This window comes from Pseudomonas sp. IT-P171 (assembly GCF_949767765.1).
Taxonomy (GTDB): Bacteria; Pseudomonadota; Gammaproteobacteria; order Pseudomonadales; family Pseudomonadaceae; genus Aquipseudomonas; species Aquipseudomonas fluorescens_B.
Genome location: NZ_CATKQN010000058.1, coordinates 23,025 through 42,126, shown reverse-complemented (window position 1 = coordinate 42,126; position 19,102 = coordinate 23,025). Strand labels below are relative to the sequence as shown.

Annotated in this window: 19 protein-coding genes; 3 read left to right on the top strand and 16 right to left on the bottom strand. The window is 60.4% G+C overall.

Annotated elements, in window-relative coordinates:
• Positions 1-42 precede the first annotated feature (42 nt).
• Together ACM6I5_RS26435 and ACM6I5_RS26430 are read left to right on the top strand one after the other, a co-directional pair.
• Positions 43-1,191, top strand: coding sequence for a DUF2515 family protein (locus ACM6I5_RS26435; protein WP_414879954.1), 1,149 nt, complete (start codon positions 43-45; stop codon positions 1,189-1,191).
• Complete coding sequence (locus ACM6I5_RS26430) at positions 1,188-1,901, top strand: hypothetical protein (RefSeq protein WP_414884978.1); 714 nt, start codon at positions 1,188-1,190, stop codon at positions 1,899-1,901. The genes ACM6I5_RS26435 and ACM6I5_RS26430 overlap by 4 nt, the downstream gene beginning before the upstream one ends.
• 78 nt (positions 1,902-1,979) lie before the next feature.
• On the opposite strand, the gene ACM6I5_RS26425 is transcribed toward ACM6I5_RS26430, so the two are convergent.
• Both ACM6I5_RS26425 and ACM6I5_RS26420 read right to left on the bottom strand, forming a co-directional pair.
• Positions 1,980-2,270: a DUF6124 family protein gene (locus ACM6I5_RS26425; RefSeq protein WP_017336147.1), complete on the bottom strand. Its 291-nt coding sequence runs from the start codon at positions 2,268-2,270 to the stop codon at positions 1,980-1,982.
• 404 nt (positions 2,271-2,674) lie between these two features.
• The gene (locus ACM6I5_RS26420; RefSeq protein WP_414879951.1) at positions 2,675-3,577 is read right to left on the bottom strand and encodes a LysR substrate-binding domain-containing protein; all 903 of its coding nucleotides are present in this window, start codon (positions 3,575-3,577) and stop codon (positions 2,675-2,677) included.
• Positions 3,578-3,743: 166 nt separating this feature from the next.
• Between ACM6I5_RS26420 and ACM6I5_RS26415 the strand changes: the two genes are divergently transcribed.
• Positions 3,744-4,973: an MFS transporter gene (locus tag ACM6I5_RS26415; RefSeq protein WP_414879995.1), complete on the top strand. Its 1,230-nt coding sequence runs from the start codon at positions 3,744-3,746 to the stop codon at positions 4,971-4,973.
• Positions 4,974-5,052: 79 nt separating this feature from the next.
• Here the strand turns inward: ACM6I5_RS26415 and gspM are convergent, their stop codons facing one another.
• The 14 genes from gspM to ACM6I5_RS26345 form a co-directional block, all read right to left on the bottom strand.
• Positions 5,053-5,484: a type II secretion system protein GspM gene (gspM, locus tag ACM6I5_RS26410; RefSeq protein WP_414884977.1), complete on the bottom strand. Its 432-nt coding sequence runs from the start codon at positions 5,482-5,484 to the stop codon at positions 5,053-5,055.
• Positions 5,481-6,587 carry a type II secretion system protein GspL gene (gene gspL / locus ACM6I5_RS26405; protein ID WP_017336143.1) on the bottom strand — a complete coding sequence of 369 codons (1,107 nt, stop codon included), beginning with the start codon at positions 6,585-6,587 and terminating at the stop codon, positions 5,481-5,483. The genes gspM and gspL overlap by 4 nt, the downstream gene beginning before the upstream one ends.
• Positions 6,584-7,435 (bottom strand): type II secretion system protein GspK, encoded by an 852-nt coding sequence (locus tag ACM6I5_RS26400; protein ID WP_414884976.1) that lies wholly within the window; start codon positions 7,433-7,435, stop codon positions 6,584-6,586. The genes gspL and ACM6I5_RS26400 overlap by 4 nt, the downstream gene beginning before the upstream one ends.
• On the bottom strand, positions 7,432-7,974 hold the full coding sequence (locus tag ACM6I5_RS26395) for a type II secretion system protein GspJ (RefSeq protein ID WP_017336141.1): 543 nt from the start codon (positions 7,972-7,974) through the stop codon (positions 7,432-7,434). Before ACM6I5_RS26395 ends, ACM6I5_RS26400 begins: the two co-directional genes overlap by 4 nt.
• Positions 7,967-8,350 (bottom strand): type II secretion system minor pseudopilin GspI, encoded by a 384-nt coding sequence (gene gspI / locus ACM6I5_RS26390; protein ID WP_031318301.1) that lies wholly within the window; start codon positions 8,348-8,350, stop codon positions 7,967-7,969. Before gspI ends, ACM6I5_RS26395 begins: the two co-directional genes overlap by 8 nt.
• Entirely contained in the window at positions 8,343-8,810 is a 468-nt protein-coding gene (gene gspH, locus ACM6I5_RS26385; protein WP_414884975.1) for a type II secretion system minor pseudopilin GspH, read from the bottom strand. The genes gspI and gspH overlap by 8 nt, the downstream gene beginning before the upstream one ends.
• A 3-nt stretch (positions 8,811-8,813) precedes the next feature.
• On the bottom strand, positions 8,814-9,269 hold the full coding sequence (gene gspG / locus ACM6I5_RS26380) for a type II secretion system major pseudopilin GspG (RefSeq protein WP_017336138.1): 456 nt from the start codon (positions 9,267-9,269) through the stop codon (positions 8,814-8,816).
• A gap of 3 nt (positions 9,270-9,272) precedes the next feature.
• Positions 9,273-10,481: a type II secretion system inner membrane protein GspF gene (gspF, locus tag ACM6I5_RS26375; protein WP_017336137.1), complete on the bottom strand. Its 1,209-nt coding sequence runs from the start codon at positions 10,479-10,481 to the stop codon at positions 9,273-9,275.
• Positions 10,482-10,484: 3 nt separating this feature from the next.
• On the bottom strand, positions 10,485-11,957 hold the full coding sequence (gene gspE, locus ACM6I5_RS26370) for a type II secretion system ATPase GspE (protein ID WP_017336136.1): 1,473 nt from the start codon (positions 11,955-11,957) through the stop codon (positions 10,485-10,487).
• A complete protein-coding gene (gene gspD / locus ACM6I5_RS26365; RefSeq protein WP_414884974.1) occupies positions 11,954-13,882 on the bottom strand; it encodes a type II secretion system secretin GspD in 1,929 nt (642 codons plus the stop codon). Before gspD ends, gspE begins: the two co-directional genes overlap by 4 nt.
• 8 nt (positions 13,883-13,890) lie before the next feature.
• Positions 13,891-14,364, bottom strand: coding sequence for a hypothetical protein (locus tag ACM6I5_RS26360; RefSeq protein ID WP_017336133.1), 474 nt, complete (start codon positions 14,362-14,364; stop codon positions 13,891-13,893).
• Between the two features lie 232 nt (positions 14,365-14,596).
• Positions 14,597-16,063, bottom strand: coding sequence for an N-acetylglucosamine-binding protein GbpA (gene gbpA / locus ACM6I5_RS26355; RefSeq protein WP_414884973.1), 1,467 nt, complete (start codon positions 16,061-16,063; stop codon positions 14,597-14,599).
• Between the two features lie 292 nt (positions 16,064-16,355).
• Positions 16,356-17,423: a uroporphyrinogen decarboxylase gene (gene hemE, locus ACM6I5_RS26350; protein ID WP_017336130.1), complete on the bottom strand. Its 1,068-nt coding sequence runs from the start codon at positions 17,421-17,423 to the stop codon at positions 16,356-16,358.
• Positions 17,424-17,675: 252 nt separating this feature from the next.
• Positions 17,676-19,094 carry an FAD-dependent oxidoreductase gene (locus ACM6I5_RS26345; protein ID WP_414879943.1) on the bottom strand — a complete coding sequence of 473 codons (1,419 nt, stop codon included), beginning with the start codon at positions 19,092-19,094 and terminating at the stop codon, positions 17,676-17,678.
• Between the last annotated feature and the right edge of the window lie 8 nt (positions 19,095-19,102).

Genomic DNA, 19,102 nt, shown 5'->3' with positions numbered 1-19,102 from the left:
CTGTTAGGGTTCAGGCATTTCCTGACAAGCGCCCCTCCAGCCATGACCCAATGCTTCAAAGAACACCCCAGCGATAATCAGCGCCTGAACCACAACAGCACGCCCGTTGCTGACTGTGAATGCAAAGAAGAACTGCTTTACGGCGTCAAGACCATGGTGACCAAGGTCCCCATCCTCACGTGCGCATGCCTTTGGCGCATCTACCAACGCCAAGCCGAAGACATCGTTGCCCCTGGCGGCGTGCTGATTGCTGATCCGGTGGAACGCAACCGAGTGATCAACGCAGCCTATGCCCGGCTGTGGTTGCATGATTCGCGGTTTCAGTGGGCCGGGCTTGCTGCATTTGCTTCCAAGCAGGTTGGCTGCGGACTGCTGCATGCGGCGGACACCATTGGACATATTGGCGCGGAACATCAATCCCGACAGCGCGTGCGAGATAGCCGTAGTGAATTCGGGTTGTTTACAGCTGACAGGATGGCCGAACAGGCCGAAGCGCTGCGTGACTACAAAGAAGCCGATGCGCGTAACCCGGTTCCGTCCGTAGATCTCCGTTTCAAGGGAAATGACTTGTCGTTGGTGCAGCAACAGTTCCGGCATGTGTACGACATGATGGCACTGGGGAACACCACGCTGTTTCTGGATATTTTCCCGCTGCATGAGTTCTATGCGAAGCGAGGCTTGAAGGAGTTGAAGAAATGTCTGGAAGCGCGAGCGGGGATTTACGGACATCCGAAGTGGTCAGTGCTTTGGCCTGCGGGGCAGAAAAAGCTCCGCTTTGGACAATTTCATCAGGAAATCATTCGTGCTTTCGAGTTGATTGATGAAGGGGATATTGCCCAAAGCGTGGAGTTTCTGGCGTGGCATGAGCAGCGCAATATCCTCCAGCCAGCCATTTACGAGGACCAGCAATTGGTGGCCTTGCTGCGTACCAATCATGCTGCCTACGTGACCGGTTTTCCCTCTGGCGTGGCTCAGGCTATCGAGTTGACCCTCACGAGCCAATGCCAAAGCGTTAAGGACGAACGCACCATCGGCTTTAGTTCCAACCCGCTGGCGGACTTGTCGAACATCAAGCAGCGCATGCCTTTCGTACTCCGGGCGGCGGCGAGGTTCGATGAGATGCTAAACGACAGCAACCGAGGGGCATTAGAGCAGTCGATTCGAGAAATCGCCTCCGGTGGCGAGGCATGAACTTGCGCGGCTGGCGCCGAGGAGCAGGCTGGTTGCTTCTGGCTGTTTTGGCGCTGGCCGCCATACACCAACTGAGACAGCCTTTGTGGGATGAACCGGAAGTCGCCGTGGAGATAGGCGGAACGTATGAAGAGATGCGTAATCGCTCTTCAGCCTCTTTTAGCCCGTTAATCCGTGGGCACCTGTGGCTCGGAGTTCCTATGGTGGATGCACGAATGCGATTCATCGACCCGCAGTTCGGGTTCGTCACGCCTCTGGCTCGCTTTTTCACGGTTGGGTTCGACGACAATGTCATTGACGACATCCGCATGTCCCCTCAAATAGAACCGTTGCTGCTCGACGATGCCCTTAAGGTCGTTCTCGACTTACAGAACCAATGGCGCGAAAAAGGCTGGGTGGCGAGGGGCCTGCGGAGCAACCCCACCATCGCCGATACACCCGAATGGCGAGCGTGGCTTCGGGACAGTGAGCGATCAGGGAGATCCTTTTGGCAGGCAGGAGACAAGTATCAAGCAATGCTGCTTCTAGGACAGTTTAGTGATTCCAGAAATCCGACCGAAGAACGCTATCTCATTACTCTTTCGGTGGCCAAGCCGTGGGTACCCTTCGATGAAATTGAAGCAGACTGGGAGCAGGTGTACTCGCTGTGCCTTGGCAGTCCCAAGCCATCGCCGATTCCCGAGTGTGAAGCACTCAGTGAGAAACGTTGAGTTCTCGGCGATGGCCTGGTTGCCCAGGATCTTTAGAGCCTCACAAGCCCCTCTCGGAACGATCAATCGAGTGCTGAGCTAGGGTGGGTCAAGGTTATCCAGCACCCGGTTCACCGCCAGTTCCCCGAGCATGATTGATTGTTGAATGCCCAGCAGTGTGTTGCTTTGCGATCCCTCCAGATACCTCGCGAAATCACTCGCCATGACGTTGGCAGATGCCAGGGATTCACAGGCGTATTCGAGTAGGGTCTGGTTGTCGATGTCGGGGGCGATGAGGAAGATTTTGCTTGGTTGGCGTGTTTCGGAATCTGTTGATACGGATGGAGTGACCGGATCGGAATCCGGCGGATTCGGAGTTGGCTTGGACATTGGGAAGGTCTTCCTGTTAGTAGTGCTGCAACCTGTCTCGCTACTAAACGGAAGGGTGGCAGCTGTACGCAAGTTAGTAGACCGGACACCGACCCAAATCCGGCGCACCCAAGGGCGCCATGCGCACAGCTACCATCAAGTGCAGGCGTATGCCTGACTGATCGACGCTTGTGCATTTTTTTGGGAAGGAAAACCGGGCTACTAAACCCGATCACTGGGAATCAGTGACACGAATCAAGTTACCGATGCTTCCCAAAGCGCACAAGCCGGCGGATTCTGGCGTAGTTGTAGGCGCTGCCGCAAGCTACTGTAGCCTCCCGGAACACGTCTTAGGAAACGTCCCACAACCACCGCTGACACGACGCAAAAACTGTAGGAGCCGGCTCCTACAGGTTTGTGTTCGGTCACGATTGGAGGGGTTCTACCTTACGCGTCAACAACTCCACAAACGCCTTGGCCATCGGCGACTTCTGATCCTTGCGCTGCACCAGCCACACCGCTGAAACCGCTTCCGGGTCGAGCAACGGCCGATAGACCACGCCATCAATCCGCATCCGCTGATAAGACGCCGGCAACACCGACACCCCCAACCCTGCCGCCACCAGACCGATGATCGTCATGGCCTCACCCGCCTCTTGGGCAAAGTGCGGGCTGAAACCGGCGTCCCGCGCCAGGCTGAGCAACTGCGCATACAGACCACTGCCATAACTGCGCGGGAAAAATACGAACGGTTCGAGCGCCAACGCCGACAGGAACAATCCCGCTTCACTGTCCTGCACCAGCGGATGCTTGGAACTGAGCACGGCGACCAGCGGTTCGCGCATCAGCTCCACCACGCTGAGCGAATCCGGCAAACCTAACGGGCGCATGATCCCGACTTCGATCGACTCGTCCACCAGCGCATCGGCCACCTGGGTGCTGCTCATTTCCCGCAGGTTCAGGTGCACCGCCGGAAAACGCTGGCGAAATGAAAAAATCGCCTGAGGGATGGTCGAGTTGAACGGTGCCGACGAGGTGAAACCGATTTTGAGTTCGCCCAACTCACCGAGCTGCGCCCGTCGCGCCACATCCGCGGCTTTGTCGACCTGCGCCAGCACCAACCGCGCCTCTTCCAGAAACAATCGCCCGGCTTCACTGAGCTCGACCCGACGATTGGTACGCTCGAACAATCGTGCGCCGACCTCCTGCTCCAGCGCCTGAATCTGCTGACTCAACGGCGGTTGCGAGATGCCCAGCACCTGGGCGGCGCGGCCGAAGTGCAGTTCTTCGGCGACGGCAATGAAGTAGCGCAGGTGACGCAATTCCATGAAAACCCCATTAGGTCGCAAAACCTCTTAAACAGGTCGAACAATATATTGGATTGAATCATTAGGCAGCTATATGCTTTTTTCATTGCCTGACCGGCTGCCTGCCCCGAGGTCTGACTTGAAAACTGCTGTCGCCCCACTCGCCCATGAAGTTCCGCCCGCCGCGCTGGATGATGCCGTGGCTGAGCTCAAGGAAATCTACATCGAAAAAGGCACGCCGATGTTCATGCGCACGGTGCTGGCCCTGTTCTCCGGCGGCTTCGCGACTTTCGCGCTGCTGTACTGCGTGCAGCCGATGATGCCGCTGCTGTCCCACGAATACTCCATCAACGCGGCGCAGAGCAGTCTGATTCTTTCAGTGGCCACCGGCATGCTCGCCATCGGCTTGCTGATCACCGGCCCGATCTCCGACCGTGTCGGGCGCAAACCGGTGATGGTGACGGCGCTGTTTGCCGCGGCGCTGTGCACCATCGCCAGTTCGATGATGCCGAGCTGGCACGGCGTGCTGGTAATGCGCGCGCTGATCGGGTTGTCGTTGAGCGGCCTGGCGGCGGTCGCCATGACGTACCTGAGCGAGGAGATCCATCCGCAACACATCGGCCTGGCGATGGGCCTGTACATCGGCGGCAATGCCATCGGCGGGATGAGCGGACGCTTGATCACCGGGGTGTTGATCGACTTCGTCAGCTGGCACACGGCGATGCTGGTGATCGGCGGCCTGGCGCTGATCGCGGCGGCGGTGTTCTGGAAAATCCTTCCCGAATCGCGCAACTTCCGCGCCCGCTCACTGCACCCGCGCAGCCTGCTCGACGGCTTCACCATGCACTTTCGCGACGCCGGCCTGCCGTTGTTGTTTCTCGAAGCCTTTGTGTTGATGGGCGCGTTTGTCACGCTGTTCAACTACATCGGTTATCGCCTGCTGGCCGAGCCGTACCACATGGACCAGGCCTTCGTCGGGCTGCTCTCGGTGGTGTACCTGTCGGGCATCTACAGCTCGGCGAAAATCGGTGCATTGGCCGACAAGCTGGGCCGACGCCAGGTGCTCTGGGCCACCATCGTGCTGATGCTCGCCGGCCTGGCCCTGACGATGTTCACGCCACTGCCCATGGTGATCATCGGCATGCTGATTTTCACTTTCGGCTTCTTCGGCGCCCACTCGGTGGCGAGCAGCTGGATCGGTCGCCGCGCCACCAAAGCCAAGGGGCAGGCTTCGTCGCTGTATCTGTTCAGCTACTACGCCGGGTCGAGCATCGCCGGCACAGCGGGCGGGGTGTTCTGGCACCTGGGCGGATGGAACGGGATCGGGTTGTTTATCGGTGCGTTGCTGGTGGTGGCGTTGTTGATCGCGTTGAAACTGGCAAAATTACCGCCGCTGCCGGGGGCTGCACAGGTTTAGACCCTGGCCCTTGTGGGAGCGAGCCTGCTCGTGAAAACCCCCAGGCACCTGCGCAGTGGGCAATCCCAACCCACCGCAACTACCTGAGCACCACCCGCGCCTCAAGCACCGCATCACGCTTTTCCAGCACCAGCGATTGCACCACAGCCCCATCCCGCTCAGCACGATCCAGCCATTGCAGCAGCGTCTTCGCATCACCGCTGAGGGTCAAACGCAGCAAGTCGTTATCGGCATCCATCTGATGCAGTTCGAGGCCCGCCGCTGTGGCACTTTCGCTGATACGCAGCGACAAGGGCTGGTCAGCAACGACCGCAACGGTGCTTCGGGGTTGCGCCCGTTGCAACTGCGCCGCCAAGGCCCGTTGCTGTTGATGACCGCGTTCGACGGCTTCCAGACGCTGACGGGTCGGCTGCCAGATCAGGCTGAACACCGCGACAACCAGCAAAAATACGCCCACGGCCAACAGCAGTCGCTGCTCACGATTGGACAGGCGTTGCCAGACGGTTTTCATGAGTTGTCCTCCACAACCAATGTCGCCTGTACCCGATTGCGCTCTCTGCTCGCACTGTCGAGCCTGACCGGCACACCTTGCTGCCGTCCGCGCTCACGCAGTTGCTCAAGCTCGGCAAAACTGTTGGCAGTCAGCCGGACTTTCCAGCCGTCGCCTGTACGAAATTCGATACGCTGAACTTCAACATGACTCGCGCCGATGACCTGCTCGATCAGCCCCACCAAACCGGCGATACGTGTCTTCTCCGGTTCGGCGGTCTGGTTCTGCAGCACCTTGAGTTGCGTCGCCAGGTCTACGATGCGGCTCTGGTCAGGGTAAAGGGCCTTGAACCGCTGCTCGTTCTGGCTGTAGAGCCGCCGGGTTTCACCCTCGATAAAATGGATTCGCGTGGCGCTGGCACCCCAGGTCAGCAGCAATAGCATCAGTAACGCCAATCCACCGAAATGCCAGGGCAGACGTTTGCCGCGAGGGGCGAATGCTCCTTGCAGCAGGTTGATGGCCTGGGGGTGGCGAAGGGTCAGGCACTGGTCGACATCGACCGCATCGTGACGCTCGTCGACCCACCGGATATCCGGGGGCAATGCCGGTCTCAGCGAGGTCAACCCGTCATCCGACACCGCCACGCGAGCCGGCATTGCGCCGCCAAGCAACCATCGACCGAACCAGCGCACGACGACCGCCTGAGCCCCGGGCAACACATCGGCATCGACAAAGACAGAACGGACGCCAACCCCCGCCTCCGCCAGCAGCGCGAGCACAGCGGCAAATCGCTCTCGACCGATCACCATCACCGGATAGCGCCCTTCCCGGTCGCGAGCGCCAATGCCCAGGTGCAATTTCTCCAGCGCGTCACTCAGCTGATCTTCAACGGCAAACGCAATGGCTTGCGCAGCGGGCTGACGCCTGGAAGGCCACGGATCGCTGCGCACCCAACTGCACATTTCCATGGGCAACAACAGATCGACCGTCTGCCCGTTCAGTGACTGCGCGGCTTGATTCAATGGCATGAACTGGCGTTGGCCGGTCGAAGGCCACAGGCAGCACGGCCAGTCGGTCGACGGCTCGGTCAGGCCCTCGGCGGTCAGGTAAAGCCAGGTGTTCATCGCGGCATCTCATGGGTACTCGAAGGAAGAAGACGTCGTTGCAGGATCTTGAATTGGTGCGTGTCGGGGTCTCGCTCGACATCAGTGGCCAGGCGCAAACGGTTTTGGCCCTGAATGACCTGCACTGTGATCCGGAACCAGCGGCTGCCGGTGCCCAGCCCATGTCTGCTCACGCCTGCGCCGGAGAGCAGCGGGTCTTGAGTAAAGGCCTGAACGCTCGCCCATGCAGTGGCCGATTGCTGACGGACCAGCGCGTCGGCTGTCGTCGCTTCCACGCCATCGAGCATCCTCAATACCAGCGCAGGCGCGGTGTTGATGTTCAGCGCGGCCTCTGTGGGAAGCACCGCGACCCAGGGCTCCAGTTGACGCAACAGCTGGCCGTCGACACCTGGAAGCAGGCGCAGCTGGCTCAGTTCTTGTAATGCGCCGACCTGACTCAATTGCAGCGGCGCAAGATCGAGTAGCTCGAGCAAGCGTCCCCAACGATCAAGGGTGACCTGATCTATCTGCCCCTGGGTCAACAATGAATTGAGATTGAATCGCCCGGCGAGGTCCTCGATATCGACGCGCAACTGCACGCCCTCGATGTCGAAGTCGGGCGCCGTCCGCGCCCAGTCCTGGGTCAGGTCAACGTTTTTTTGCGAAGCACGCGCGGCGTCCTGTAGCTGTAAAAGCGCCCAGGTTTCACCGGCACCCGCCAGTTGCCGCAAGTGAACGTAATGCATCGCTTGCCCGCTGCCTTGCAACGACAGTCGATGACTGCGCAGCATGCCGCTGGTGATCAACAACGCCAGACTCATGACCAGCAACACACTGATCAGCGCGATGCCCCGTTGACGCCCGTTCATGGCAAGACGCCCGGCAACAGCAACACCCGACGGATCGCCTCGAAACGGCCTGCCGACACTTGCAGTTCCACTGCCATCGGTGCCTTCGCGTCTCGCCCCGACGGCCCCTCGCTGCGCCATCCGGTTTGACGATCAAACAAACGCCAGCTTACGTCCCGCACATCGTCGAGCAGTCGTTGCCGTTGCATGAGGGGCGTGCCCTCGCCTTGGCTTTCACGCCACAGCACACCGTTTTCGAGTCGGTACGTCAGTGTCTGGCGCTCGCTGCGGGGCTGGTCCAGAGGATTGCGCCAGTGGCTGCGCTGCAACTGCAGCCCCATTGGCTGGAGCACGACTGGCTGTTCGGTAACCTGCAACACGTCCCGCTCAATCACCGCCACCGCCCGTTGCAGGCGTCGAAACTCACGCTCGTGGGCTGTCGTGCCCTGCTGTGCACGCACGACGCCATCGAACAAGCCCCAACTGGCCAGGCCGAGCAAAGCGAATATCGCCATGGCGATCACCAGTTCCAGCAAGGTGAAACCGGATTGCCTATTCATGACGATCAGGTATCCAGCCGCTGGCGCGGTGCAGTGTTTGTTCGCGACCGGAAAGGCTGACGTCAACGTCGACCTTGAGCAGACGCGGGTCAGTCGATGCGCTGATGTGCTGGCGCAGCAGCCAGTCGCGGCGATCCATATGCACCACGCGCTGCTGTTGACCGAGGGGCAGCCCCGGTTGCAGGCGCAGTTCGTTCAAATGGTTATCGGCCAACCAGGTGGCGAAGAGGCGTTCCTCGACCGCCCCGGTCTGTTTCAACACGTACTGGCTCGCCGACAGCACGGCCGCCGCCAGTGTGGCGAAGACCGCCAGGGCCACCATGATTTCCAGCAGTGTGAATCCACACGTGCGTGCCCGAGACAGGCCCTTAACCATCAATCACTGCCTCACCCAGTCCATCGCTCGAAAGGCTCAGGAGCGTGCTGTCCCGGGTCGCGAACGTCAGCGTAAAGGCGCTGGTTTCATCGCTGCTGAGCATCAATAATTGCGGCAGTCCTTCATCGGCACCCAGCATCAGGGAATGCCCGTCCTGTTCAAGGTGTAACCGCAAGGTGTCGGGCCACTTGTAAAACGCAGCCACCGGCTCCCAGCCTTGAGAATCGAGGCGCATCGCGCGGTAACCGCTGTCACTGATCCGCAGGCCGTATTCCTCGCCATCCAGCACCGCCCGCTCACGCAGCTGTTGAATCAGGCCTGCCATCCCGTGCGCCTCGTGCCGCGCCTGACGCACCGGATTCGGGCCGCCGACCAGACTCACCATGCACAGCAGCACGCCGATCACAACGATCACGATCATCAACTCGAGCAAGGTAAACCCGCGGCAACGTTGGCGCATGAATCAGTCGCCCCAGTTGCCGATATCGGTCGCATGCCCTTCGCCGCCCACCACGCCATCGGAGCCCAGGGAATACAAGTCGTAGCTGCCGTCGATCGACTGCACACCAGGATTGAGAAACTGATAGGGCGTGCCCCACGGGTCGACCGGCAGGTTTTTCAGGTAACCCTGAGGGTTCCAGTTCCTCGCCGCCGGCAGGCCCGAAGGACGTTTGCTCAAGGCTTCCAGCCCTTGCTGCGTCGAGGGGTAGTGGAAGTTGTCGAGGCGGTACATTTCCAGGGCGGTGGCAATGGCCTGGATATCAATTTTTGCTGCGGTGACCTTGGCCTGGTCGGGCCGGCTCATGAACTGCGGCACCACGATGGCCCCCAGCACGCCGATGATCACGACCACCACCATGATTTCGATCAGGGTAAAACCGCGTTGCCCGCGGCGCGAGTTGCTGCGTAGAGGTTGCATGGATCAATTCACCAATTGGTTGAGGCTGAGTATCGGTAGAAGAATGGCCATGACGATCAGCAGCACGACGCCGCCCATCAGCACCAGCATGGCCGGTTCAAAGAGGCTCACAACCAGCGCGATGCGCGCCGCCAGGCTGTTTTCCTGCTGTTCGGCGGCCCTTACCAGCATGTGATCGAGTTCGCCCGCGCGCTCGCCGCTGGCGATCATGTGCAGCATCATCGGCGGGATATCGCCGCTGAGTTCCAGGCCCCGGGTCAGGGTTCCGCCTTCACGTACGGAGCGGGCAACATCGACCATGCGCGCACGAATGGTCAGATTGCCGATGACAGCGGCAGCGATTTCCAGCGCGTCCACCAGCGGCACGGCGCTTTTTCCGAGGATCGCCAGGGTGCTGGCAAACCGCGCGGCTTCCATCGCCCGCAGCACCTCACCGGCTACCGGCAGCTTCAAGGCCAGGCGATGCCAGCGCAGGCGCCAGGGCGGCTGGCGCAAACTCCAGCGCCAGAGGCCGATCAACGTCGCCAGCACGCCCATCAATGCCAGGAAATGGTTACGCAGACCGTCGCTCAACCCGATCAGCGCCTGCGTCAGCCAAGGCAACGGCTGGCCACTGTCGACGAAGATTTTCACCACGTCCGGCACCACATAACCGAGCAGGAAACCCACGATCGCCACGCTCGCCAGCATCAGGATCATCGGGTAGACCAAGGCCATCTGGATTTTCTGCCGCGATGCCTGGCGCGCCTGGGTGTAAGCCGCCAGCTGTTCGAGCACATGACCCAAGTGCCCGGAACGCTCGCCGGCCGCGACGGTGGCGCGAAACAACTCGGGGAACGCCTTGGGAAACAGCCCCAGCGCGGTTGAAAGGGCATGCCCTTCCATCACCCGGCTGCGGACCGCCGACAACAGGCCGGCGACCTTGCGCCTGGCGCTCTGTCTGGTCACTGCTTCCAGTGCTTCTTCCAGGGGCAGACCCGCCTGAACGAGCGTGGACAACTGCAGCGTCAACAGCGCCAGTTCTGCCGCCCCCAGCCGCCCACTGCGCGGTTGCGCACCGGTAGCGCCGCCCGTGTTGACCTCATTCAATTCACGCGGCCACAAACCGCGCTCGCGCATCAGCTGTCGTGCATGACGCGGGCTGTCGGCTTCCAGTCGGCCCTTGCAGCGTCGGCCCTGGGCATCGTCAGCGCGGTATTCGAACGTCGGCACTCGCTAGTCCTCCTGAGTCACGCGCAGTAACTCGTCAAGGCTGGTCACGCCGTCGAGCACCCGTTGCCGACCGTCCTGAAACAAACTGCGGGAGACCTTGCGCGTCTCATCGATCAACGCCTGCTCACTGGCGCCCTGATGAATCAGCGTCGACACGGCCGGCGTGACGCTGATCAGTTCGTAGATCCCGATACGCCCGCGATAACCGTGCTGGCACTGCTCACACCCCACGGCGCTGAAGAGCTGCGGTGGCGCCGCCACATCGAGCCCGAGACGCTGACACATGGCCGCATCGGCGCGAAACGACGCCTTGCAATGCGGGCACAACGTACGCAGTAAACGTTGAGCCAGGATGCCCACCAGCGACGACGCGAGCAGGTAGGCATCAACCCCCATGTCCACCAGCCGTGTCACTGCGCCCACCGCGCTGTTGGTGTGCAGCGTCGAGAGCACCAGGTGCCCGGTCAGCGAGGCCTGGACGGCGATTTCCGCCGTTTCGCGATCACGGATTTCGCCGACCATCACCACATCCGGATCCTGACGCAGAATCGCCCGCAAGCCTCGGGCAAAGGTCATGTCCACTTTCGGATTGACCGGCATCTGCCCAACACCCGGCAGGTGATATTCGATGGGGTCTTCGACCGTCAGGATGTTGCGCGTCTGGTCATTCAGGCTGCTCAGCGCGGCATACAGACTGGTGGTCTTGCCGGAGCCGGTGGGCCCGGTCACCAGCAGAATGCCGTGGGGTTTTCCGAGCAACTGGCGCAACGCCGCGAGGGTGTCGGGAGGCATGCCGAGTCGCTGCAACTCCAGGCGCCCGGCCTGTTTGTCGAGCAACCGCAGCACCACCCGCTCACCGTGCGCCGACGGCAATGTCGAGACCCGCACATCGACTTCGTGCCCGGCCAGTCGCAGGGCCATTCGACCGTCCTGCGGGATACGTTTTTCAGCGATGTCCAGACGCGCCATGACCTTGATCCGCGACACCAGCAACGTCGCCAATTCACGCCGCGGCCTGAGCATTTCGCGCAACTGCCCGTCGACCCGCATGCGCACCGACAGAGTGTGCTCGAAGGTTTCAAGGTGCACGTCCGAGGCCTGCTCGCGCACGGCTTCGCTGAGCAGGGCGTTGATCAGCCGGATGATCGGCGCGTCGCCCTGCTGTTCCAGCAAGTCGGCGGTCTGCGGGACCTGATCGACAAGGCTGAGCAGATCCAGTTCGTCATCCAGGCCCTGGGCCACCTGCTCCGCCGCGCTTTGACCGTCACGGTAAGCAGCGGCCAGACGTGCTGCGAAGACCTCTGCATCCAGCACCTGGATCGGCAGATTCCACCCGCACATCCGGCGTGCTTCCGACAGGGCTGTCAGCGGCGTATCGGCTCGCAGCACCAGGCTCGAATCGGGCCCCTCGCTCGCCAGCAAAACACCGAAACGCCGGGCGAAACCGAAGGGCAACTGTTCGATTTTTCCGCTCATGGCGAAACCGGGGTCTGCTTGCGCAAATCAAACACCGGCGCATCAGGGGCCGGGTCGAACAACTGGCGCGATTCTGCCGGTAGCAATAACGAGTTGTTCCCGTGCGCCCCCGGCTGGCTCAGCTTGCGCAGCGCGTCGTATCGCTGTTGGCTTACATCCGCCAGATCTTCCTTGCTGCGCACGATGGTGGGCCGCAAAAAGACCATCAGGTTGCTTTTGGTTTGCGTATCCCGGGTCCAGCGAAACAGCGCGCCCAGGTAAGGAATATTGCGCAGCAGCGGCACGCCGCTTTGCTGGGTACGAACGCTGTCGCGGATCAAACCGCCGATCACGATGATCTCGCCATCGTCGGCGAGAATGGTGCTCTTGAGTGCACGCTTGTTGGTGATCAGGTCGGAAGAATCGATTCCTGACACCGACGGCGCAATGTCCGACACCTCCTGCTCCACTTCCAGGCGCAACGTCGAACCTTCGTTGATGTACGGCTTGATCTTCAGGCTGATGCCGACGTCCTTGCGCTCGACGGTGGTAAACGGGTTGCCCGCCCCGTTGCTGTTGGTGGCGTAGGACCCGGTCTTGAACGGTACGTTCTGGCCGACGATGATTTCCGCTTCCTGATTGTCCAGGGTCAACAGGCTCGGCGTGGAAAGCAGATTGCTATGGGTATTGCTGGCCAACGCCGAAATCAACGCGCCAAAACGGTCATTGCCCAGTTTCAGGAGCGCGCCTTCCGGCGCCGATTTTTTCTCGTCGAAAGTCAGCCCGCCAATGATCGGAATATCGGTGCCGGGGAAGTTGATAAAGCCTTTCGCGTCGCCGCTGCTGATGCCCCACTGCACGCCTACGGCTTCGGCGATGTCTCCCGAGATTTCGACGATAGCGGCATGGATCAACACTTGGGCCCGGGGCTGGTCCAACTGGCGCACGATGTTTTCGATGGTGCGGATTTGCGCGGGCTCGGCGATCAGCACCAGCGCATTCTGGCTTTCGTCGGCCTTGATCATGAACGTCGCGCCGGACGAGCCATCCTTCACGGCGCCCAGGTTCGATGCCTGTTTTCGGCCCTGCCCCATCATTTCCAGAACGTCGGCCAATTGCTTGGCATCGCTGTGGCGCAAACGGATGACCCGGGCATTGTCGAGGGATGCAGTGGCGGGCGTATCGAGACTGCGTGCGAGGTCGATCAGGCGCTGACGCACCGACGGTGGACCAATGAGGATCAGTCGATTGGTTCTGGTGTCGGCAAGCACCTGGATCGACGTATCGGCGGTGCGCTTGCCCAGTGAAGACTCAATGATCGTCATCACGTCGGCGGCCTGGGCGTGATGCATCTGCACCACGGCATGCAGGTTGTTCTGCCCCGCATCCAGCTGACCCACAACCTTGGCAATACGACCCACATTGGCAGCCGTATCGGTGACGACCAGCGCATTCGCCGACACCGACGGGCCGACGTAACCATTGACCGACACCAGCGGCCGGACCAGCCCGGCAATATCGGAGGCGCTGCTGGTGTTCAATTCAATGACCCGGGTGACAAACTGCGATGCCGTGACGTTTGTCCCGGTGCTCTGGCCTGCACGGGTTTTCGCTTCGGTGACCGGCGTGATCAGAATGCGGTCACCTTCGTCGATCACCGTAAAGTTATGGGCATCGAGTACCGAATAAAACAACCGGCGAACGCCCTCGCGATCGAGGGCCTGGCGGGACATGACGGTGATGCGCCCGGAGACTCTGGGGTCGAGCACCACTGTGGTCCCGAGAATGTTCGAGATTTCTTCGACGATGTCGCGCAACTCGGCATTGTTCATCGCCAGTTGCCATTTTTCTTCCTCGGCTTGCAACGTGTCATGAAAGAACGTCGTCGCCAAAGCCACCAGAAAAAGAAGGATGCGCAAGGGATACGCGCCGATGAAGCTGTTCATGGGTGTGATCACTCTGACTGCCCGGAAAGAGGGCGTAGAAAACGCGTAGAACTGACCGGTGTCGGTGGTTGGGATGGCGAGTCGAGTTGGCGCAGGAAACTCGCGGAAGAGCTCTGCAACGTCAGCACCTCTTCTCGACCCTTGTTCCACAACACCGCTTGATTTACCTCGACGCGACGCAGGACGCTGCCGCCCGGCAACTGATCCCCCACCTGGTAAATCCGTGAGCCTTGAGCGTCCGCCAGCAACGCTCTGGACAAGCCTGTGTCGAGGACAAAACTGGCCTGCAAGGTCAGCGCTTCGGCACTGGGCAGCAACGAGGTTTCAGTCGCCAGACCGAGCACCGTTGCGACCGCTGTGGTATCGAGGGGCGCACGGGGCGTTGGCGCCGGCAAGGTCGCAGCGAACGACAACGGCGGGGCGAGAGTTTTGCGAAAACCCCACTCCTGCCACGCCAGAAACGTTGCGTAACCTGCGGACATAACCAGCAGGCAGAGTGTGCTCAAGCGCCTGCTCACTCGAGTCGCTCACTTCGAACGCGGGCCACATAAAAGCCGAAAATCAGGGTCCAGGCGATGAGTGCCACCGATAACCAGTGCAGCCATACGCGTTGGGTGGAATAACCCAAAACCGTCATTTTTCAACTCGATTTTCTACAAGAGGATGAACCCTCAGGCGATCCATTCGCGGATCGCCTGAAGGGTTACGGCGGGCTTAAAGCTTGTCCCACGCCATGTGCCAGTGCGCCCCTACGCCAGGTTCAAAACCATTGGCGGTCGGGCTGTATTGCTTGCAATAGCCGGACTCGGGGAACGGCTTGCATTCGAAGACTTCGTTGGTCTTCGGTTGCAGCACTTTGGTACCGGCGGTGTATTCGCCGAGGCCTTCAGGGAACACGAAGTCATGCTCGACGCCAGCGCCTTCACCGGTCATGTTGGTCGGCTGGGTATCCTGGCGAGTGGTACGGCCATCCAGGGTGGTGCCGACCAGTGTCAGCGTGTGTTGGCCAGGGTTACTGCGCACATCCAGGGTCAACGTCGTCGAGCCGCTGTCCACCTGTGCAGAGGTGGTGCCGACCGGCTTGTTGTTCTCATCGAACAAGGTCGCTTCAACGTTCATCTTGCGATTGGAGATCATGCTGAAACCGACCTTGGCCAGGCCTTTTTCCAGAACGTATTCAGCTTGCTGAGAAGCTACCGACATGCGTGCTGCAGCGTCTTCCTTCATGTCCAGTTGAACTTCGAAACGGGTCACGCCGCTTTCTTTTTGGGCATAAAGGGTGTTGTTACCCCGGACCGGTTCGATGTTGCCGCTCTCACCACGAATACCGGCGCGGATGAGGGTGTGAGTGGCGTTGATCTTTTCTGCCAGTTTGAACGCCCAGTTGTTTGGCAAGCCTTCTTCGGCAGTGGCGATGGCGATTTCCACGTCGTAATCCGGGCTAACGCCATTGGCGGAGAATGCACGGGCCTTGACCTTGTCGCCGATCAGCAATTCGGTCGACGGTGCGATACCGCCAACGGAAGACCAGCCACCCGGCAACTCTGCTTCGGCAATAATGTTCACATCGGCCGGGTTGTAGAACGCTGCGTCGGTGTCTCCAACCGTCCAGACCGCCAGAATCACATGCTGGCCGGACTTGTCTGTCGGGATGGTGCAGTTGTGCTTGTCACCCGATCCAGGCTTCTGATTACCACCCTCAATGGTGCAGAACGGCGTGCTTTCAAAGGTGGCCCGTTTCAGCGACTCGTTCGGATTCCAGCCGTTGCGAGTGATGAAGTATTCGTGTTTGGTTGCCGGGTGAACCGCGGTGTAGCGCCATTGGAAATCGATGTTGCGGTCCTTGATTTCCGTCAGATGCCAACGGGTGGCGGACTGGGCATCCATCGCGGAGAACGATGGATGACCGCCACTCGGAATCTTGCCGTCGATCGGCCCTTGCAGAGGAGCACCACCTGCACCCGCCGGAAAGCCTTTGAACGTTTCGCCGACACTTTGAGGTTCGTATTGCGCGGGGCCACAGTGGGTGTTCAAGCCTTTCTGGCAAAGCAATGCCCGCGAAGGTGGCACTTCAAGATAGCCATGGGCAGCAACAGTTTGAGACGCCAACATTGCCGATAACAGGATCATTGGAGAGGCGCATGCGGTTAGTGCACCTCCCTTGTGGAAATTTTTTTTCATCACTGCGTTCCAGACTACTTATCGAAAATTAAGGCGCCTTGCGGGCGCCACTGTTCGTAGTGCCGCTCGGTGTGCGGCACCAAACGAAGGGCTGGAACCTTACCGGGATGAACGCGTTTTCTATGTAGGACAAGTCTTCGCTTACATGAGGATTGATCTCTCTCTTCACTCATCTGACAAAGAGAGAGGAATTTCTTACAGATGGAAACGCATCAGGCTGGCATACGTTTTTCAGGCATAAAAAAAGCCTGTCCGGCGTTGACCGGACAGGCTTGATGAAACGCGGGTATGACTACTCGTGATACTGCGCCGACAACTCATGCACCGCGCGCAGGAACGCACCCGCATGCTCGGGATCGACCTCCGGGGTGATGCCATGTCCGAGGTTGAACACGTGACCGCTGCCCTTGCCATAACTGGCGAGGATCCGGCCGACTTCGGTGCGAATGGCTTCCGGTTTGGCGTAGAGGACCGTCGGGTCCATGTTGCCTTGCAACGCGACCTTGTTGCCGACGCGATCGCGGGCGTTGCCGATGTCGCACGTCCAGTCCAGGCCCAGCGCATCAGCACCCGCGTCGGCGATGCTTTCCAGCCACAGGCCGCCGTTCTTGGTGAACAGGATGACCGGAACCTTGCGGCCTTCGTGTTCGCGGATCAGGCCGCTGACGATTTTGCGCATGTAGGCCAGGGAGAATTCCTGATACGCCGCCGCTGAGAGGTTGCCGCCCCACGTGTCGAAAATCTGTACCGCTTGCGCGCCGGCCATGATCTGGCCGTTGAGGTAGGACGTGACCGACTGCGCGAGCTTGTCCAGCAGCAGGTGCATGGCTTGCGGGTTGTCGTAGAGCATGGCTTTGGTCTTGCGGAAGTCTTTCGACGAACCGCCTTCGACCATGTAGGTAGCCAATGTCCATGGACTGCCGGAGAAACCGATCAGCGGCACACGGCCGTTCAGTTCGCGGCGAATGGTGCTGACCGCGTCCATCACGTAGCCGAGGTCTTTGTGCGGGTCAGGAATCGGCAGGGCTTCGATATCGGCCATCGTGCTGACAACTTTCTTGAAGCGCGGGCCTTCGCCGGTTTCGAAGTACAGGCCTTGGCCCATGGCGTCCGGGATGGTGAGGATGTCCGAGAAGAGGATCGCCGCGTCCAGTTGCGGATAGCGGTCGAGTGGCTGCATGGTGACTTCGCAAGCGAACTCCGGGTTCATGCACAGGCTCATGAAATCACCGGCCTTGGCACGGCTGGCGCGGTATTCCGGCAGGTAGCGACCGGCCTGACGCATCATCCACACAGGGGTGACGTCTACGGGTTGCTTGAGCAGGGCGCGAAGGAAACGGTCGTTCTTCAGGGCAGTCATGTCGGCATCCGGAAAAAAAGTGCGGGCATTTTCTCAGAGCGCGAGGCAAAAGGCACGGTTGCAGGTCAGCCTTTTGTCTATCGGGTCAATTTGTCGCAACAAATACGCAGATTTCAGCAACACCCGCAAACCAATGTGGGAGCTGGCCGGCCAGCGATGCGGCCACCTCGGTGATCAGTCAGACCGAGGTGATGCTATCGCTGGCCGGCCAGCTCCCACAGGGTTACTGCCTGTCAGGTCTGGACCGTCGGGTTAGACGCCCAGGTAATCCAGAATCCCTTCAGCCGCATTGCGGCCTTCGAAGATCGCCGTCACCACCAGGTCAGAGCCGCGAACCATGTCGCCACCGGCGAAGATTTTCGGATTGCTGGTCTGGTGCTTGTACTGACCTTGTTCCGGCGCCACAACACGGCCCTGGCTGTCGGTCTGGATACTGAACTGCTCGAACCACGGCGCCGGGCTCGGGCGGAAGCCGAAAGCGATAACCACAGCGTCGGCCGGGATGATCTCTTCGGAACCCGGGATCGGCTCGGGGCTGCGACGGCCACGGGCGTCCGGTTCGCCGAGACGGGTCTCGACCACCTTCACACCTTCGACCTTGTCTTCGCCAACGATGGCGATCGGCTGGCGGTTGTAGAGGAATTTCACGCCTTCTTCCTTGGCGTTCTTCACCTCTTTGCGCGAGCCCGGCATGTTCGCTTCGTCACGGCGATACGCACAGGTCACCGACTTGGCGCCCTGGCGGATCGAGGTACGGTTGCAGTCCATCGCCGTGTCGCCGCCGCCCAGCACCACAACCTTCTTGCCTTTCATGTCGACGAAATCTTCCGGCGACTTTTCGAAGCCCAGGTTGCGGTTGACGTTGGCAATCAGGAAGTCGAGCGCGTCATGCACGCCCGGCAGATCCTCACCGGCAAAGCCGCCCTTCATGTAGGTGTAGGTGCCCATGCCCATAAACACGGCATCGTATTCTTCGAGCAGTTGCTCGACGGACACGTCCTTGCCCACTTCGATGTTCAGGCGGAACTCGATGCCCATGCCGGTGAAGACTTCGCGACGATTGCTCAGCACGGTCTTTTCCAGTTTGAACTCGGGAATGCCGAAGGTCAGCAGACCGCCGATTTCCGGGTTCCTGTCGAACACCACCGGGGTCACGCCGCCGCGTACCAGCACGTCGGCACAGCCGAGGCCGGCCGGGCCTGCGCCGATGATCGCGACACGTTTGCCGGTCGGCTTGACCTTGGACATGTCGGGGCGCCAGCCCATGGCGAACGCGGTGTCGGTGATGTACTTCTCGACCGAACCGATGGTCACCGCGCCGAAACCGTCGTTAAGGGTGCAGGCACCCTCGCACAGACGATCCTGCGGGCACACCCGGCCGCAGACTTCCGGCAGGGTGTTGGTCTGGTGTGACAGCTCGGCGGCCTGAAGGATGTTGCCCTCGGCCACCAGTTTCAGCCAGTTCGGAATGAAGTTGTGCACCGGGCACTTCCATTCGCAATACGGGTTACCGCAACCCAGGCAACGGTGGGCCTGATCGGCCGAATGCTGGGGTTTGAAGGGTTCGTAGATCTCCACGAACTCTTTCTTGCGTTGACGCAACAGTTTCTTCTTCGGATCTTTGCGCCCGACGTCGATGAACTGGAAGTCGTTATTCAGACGTTCAGCCATTGTTAAAA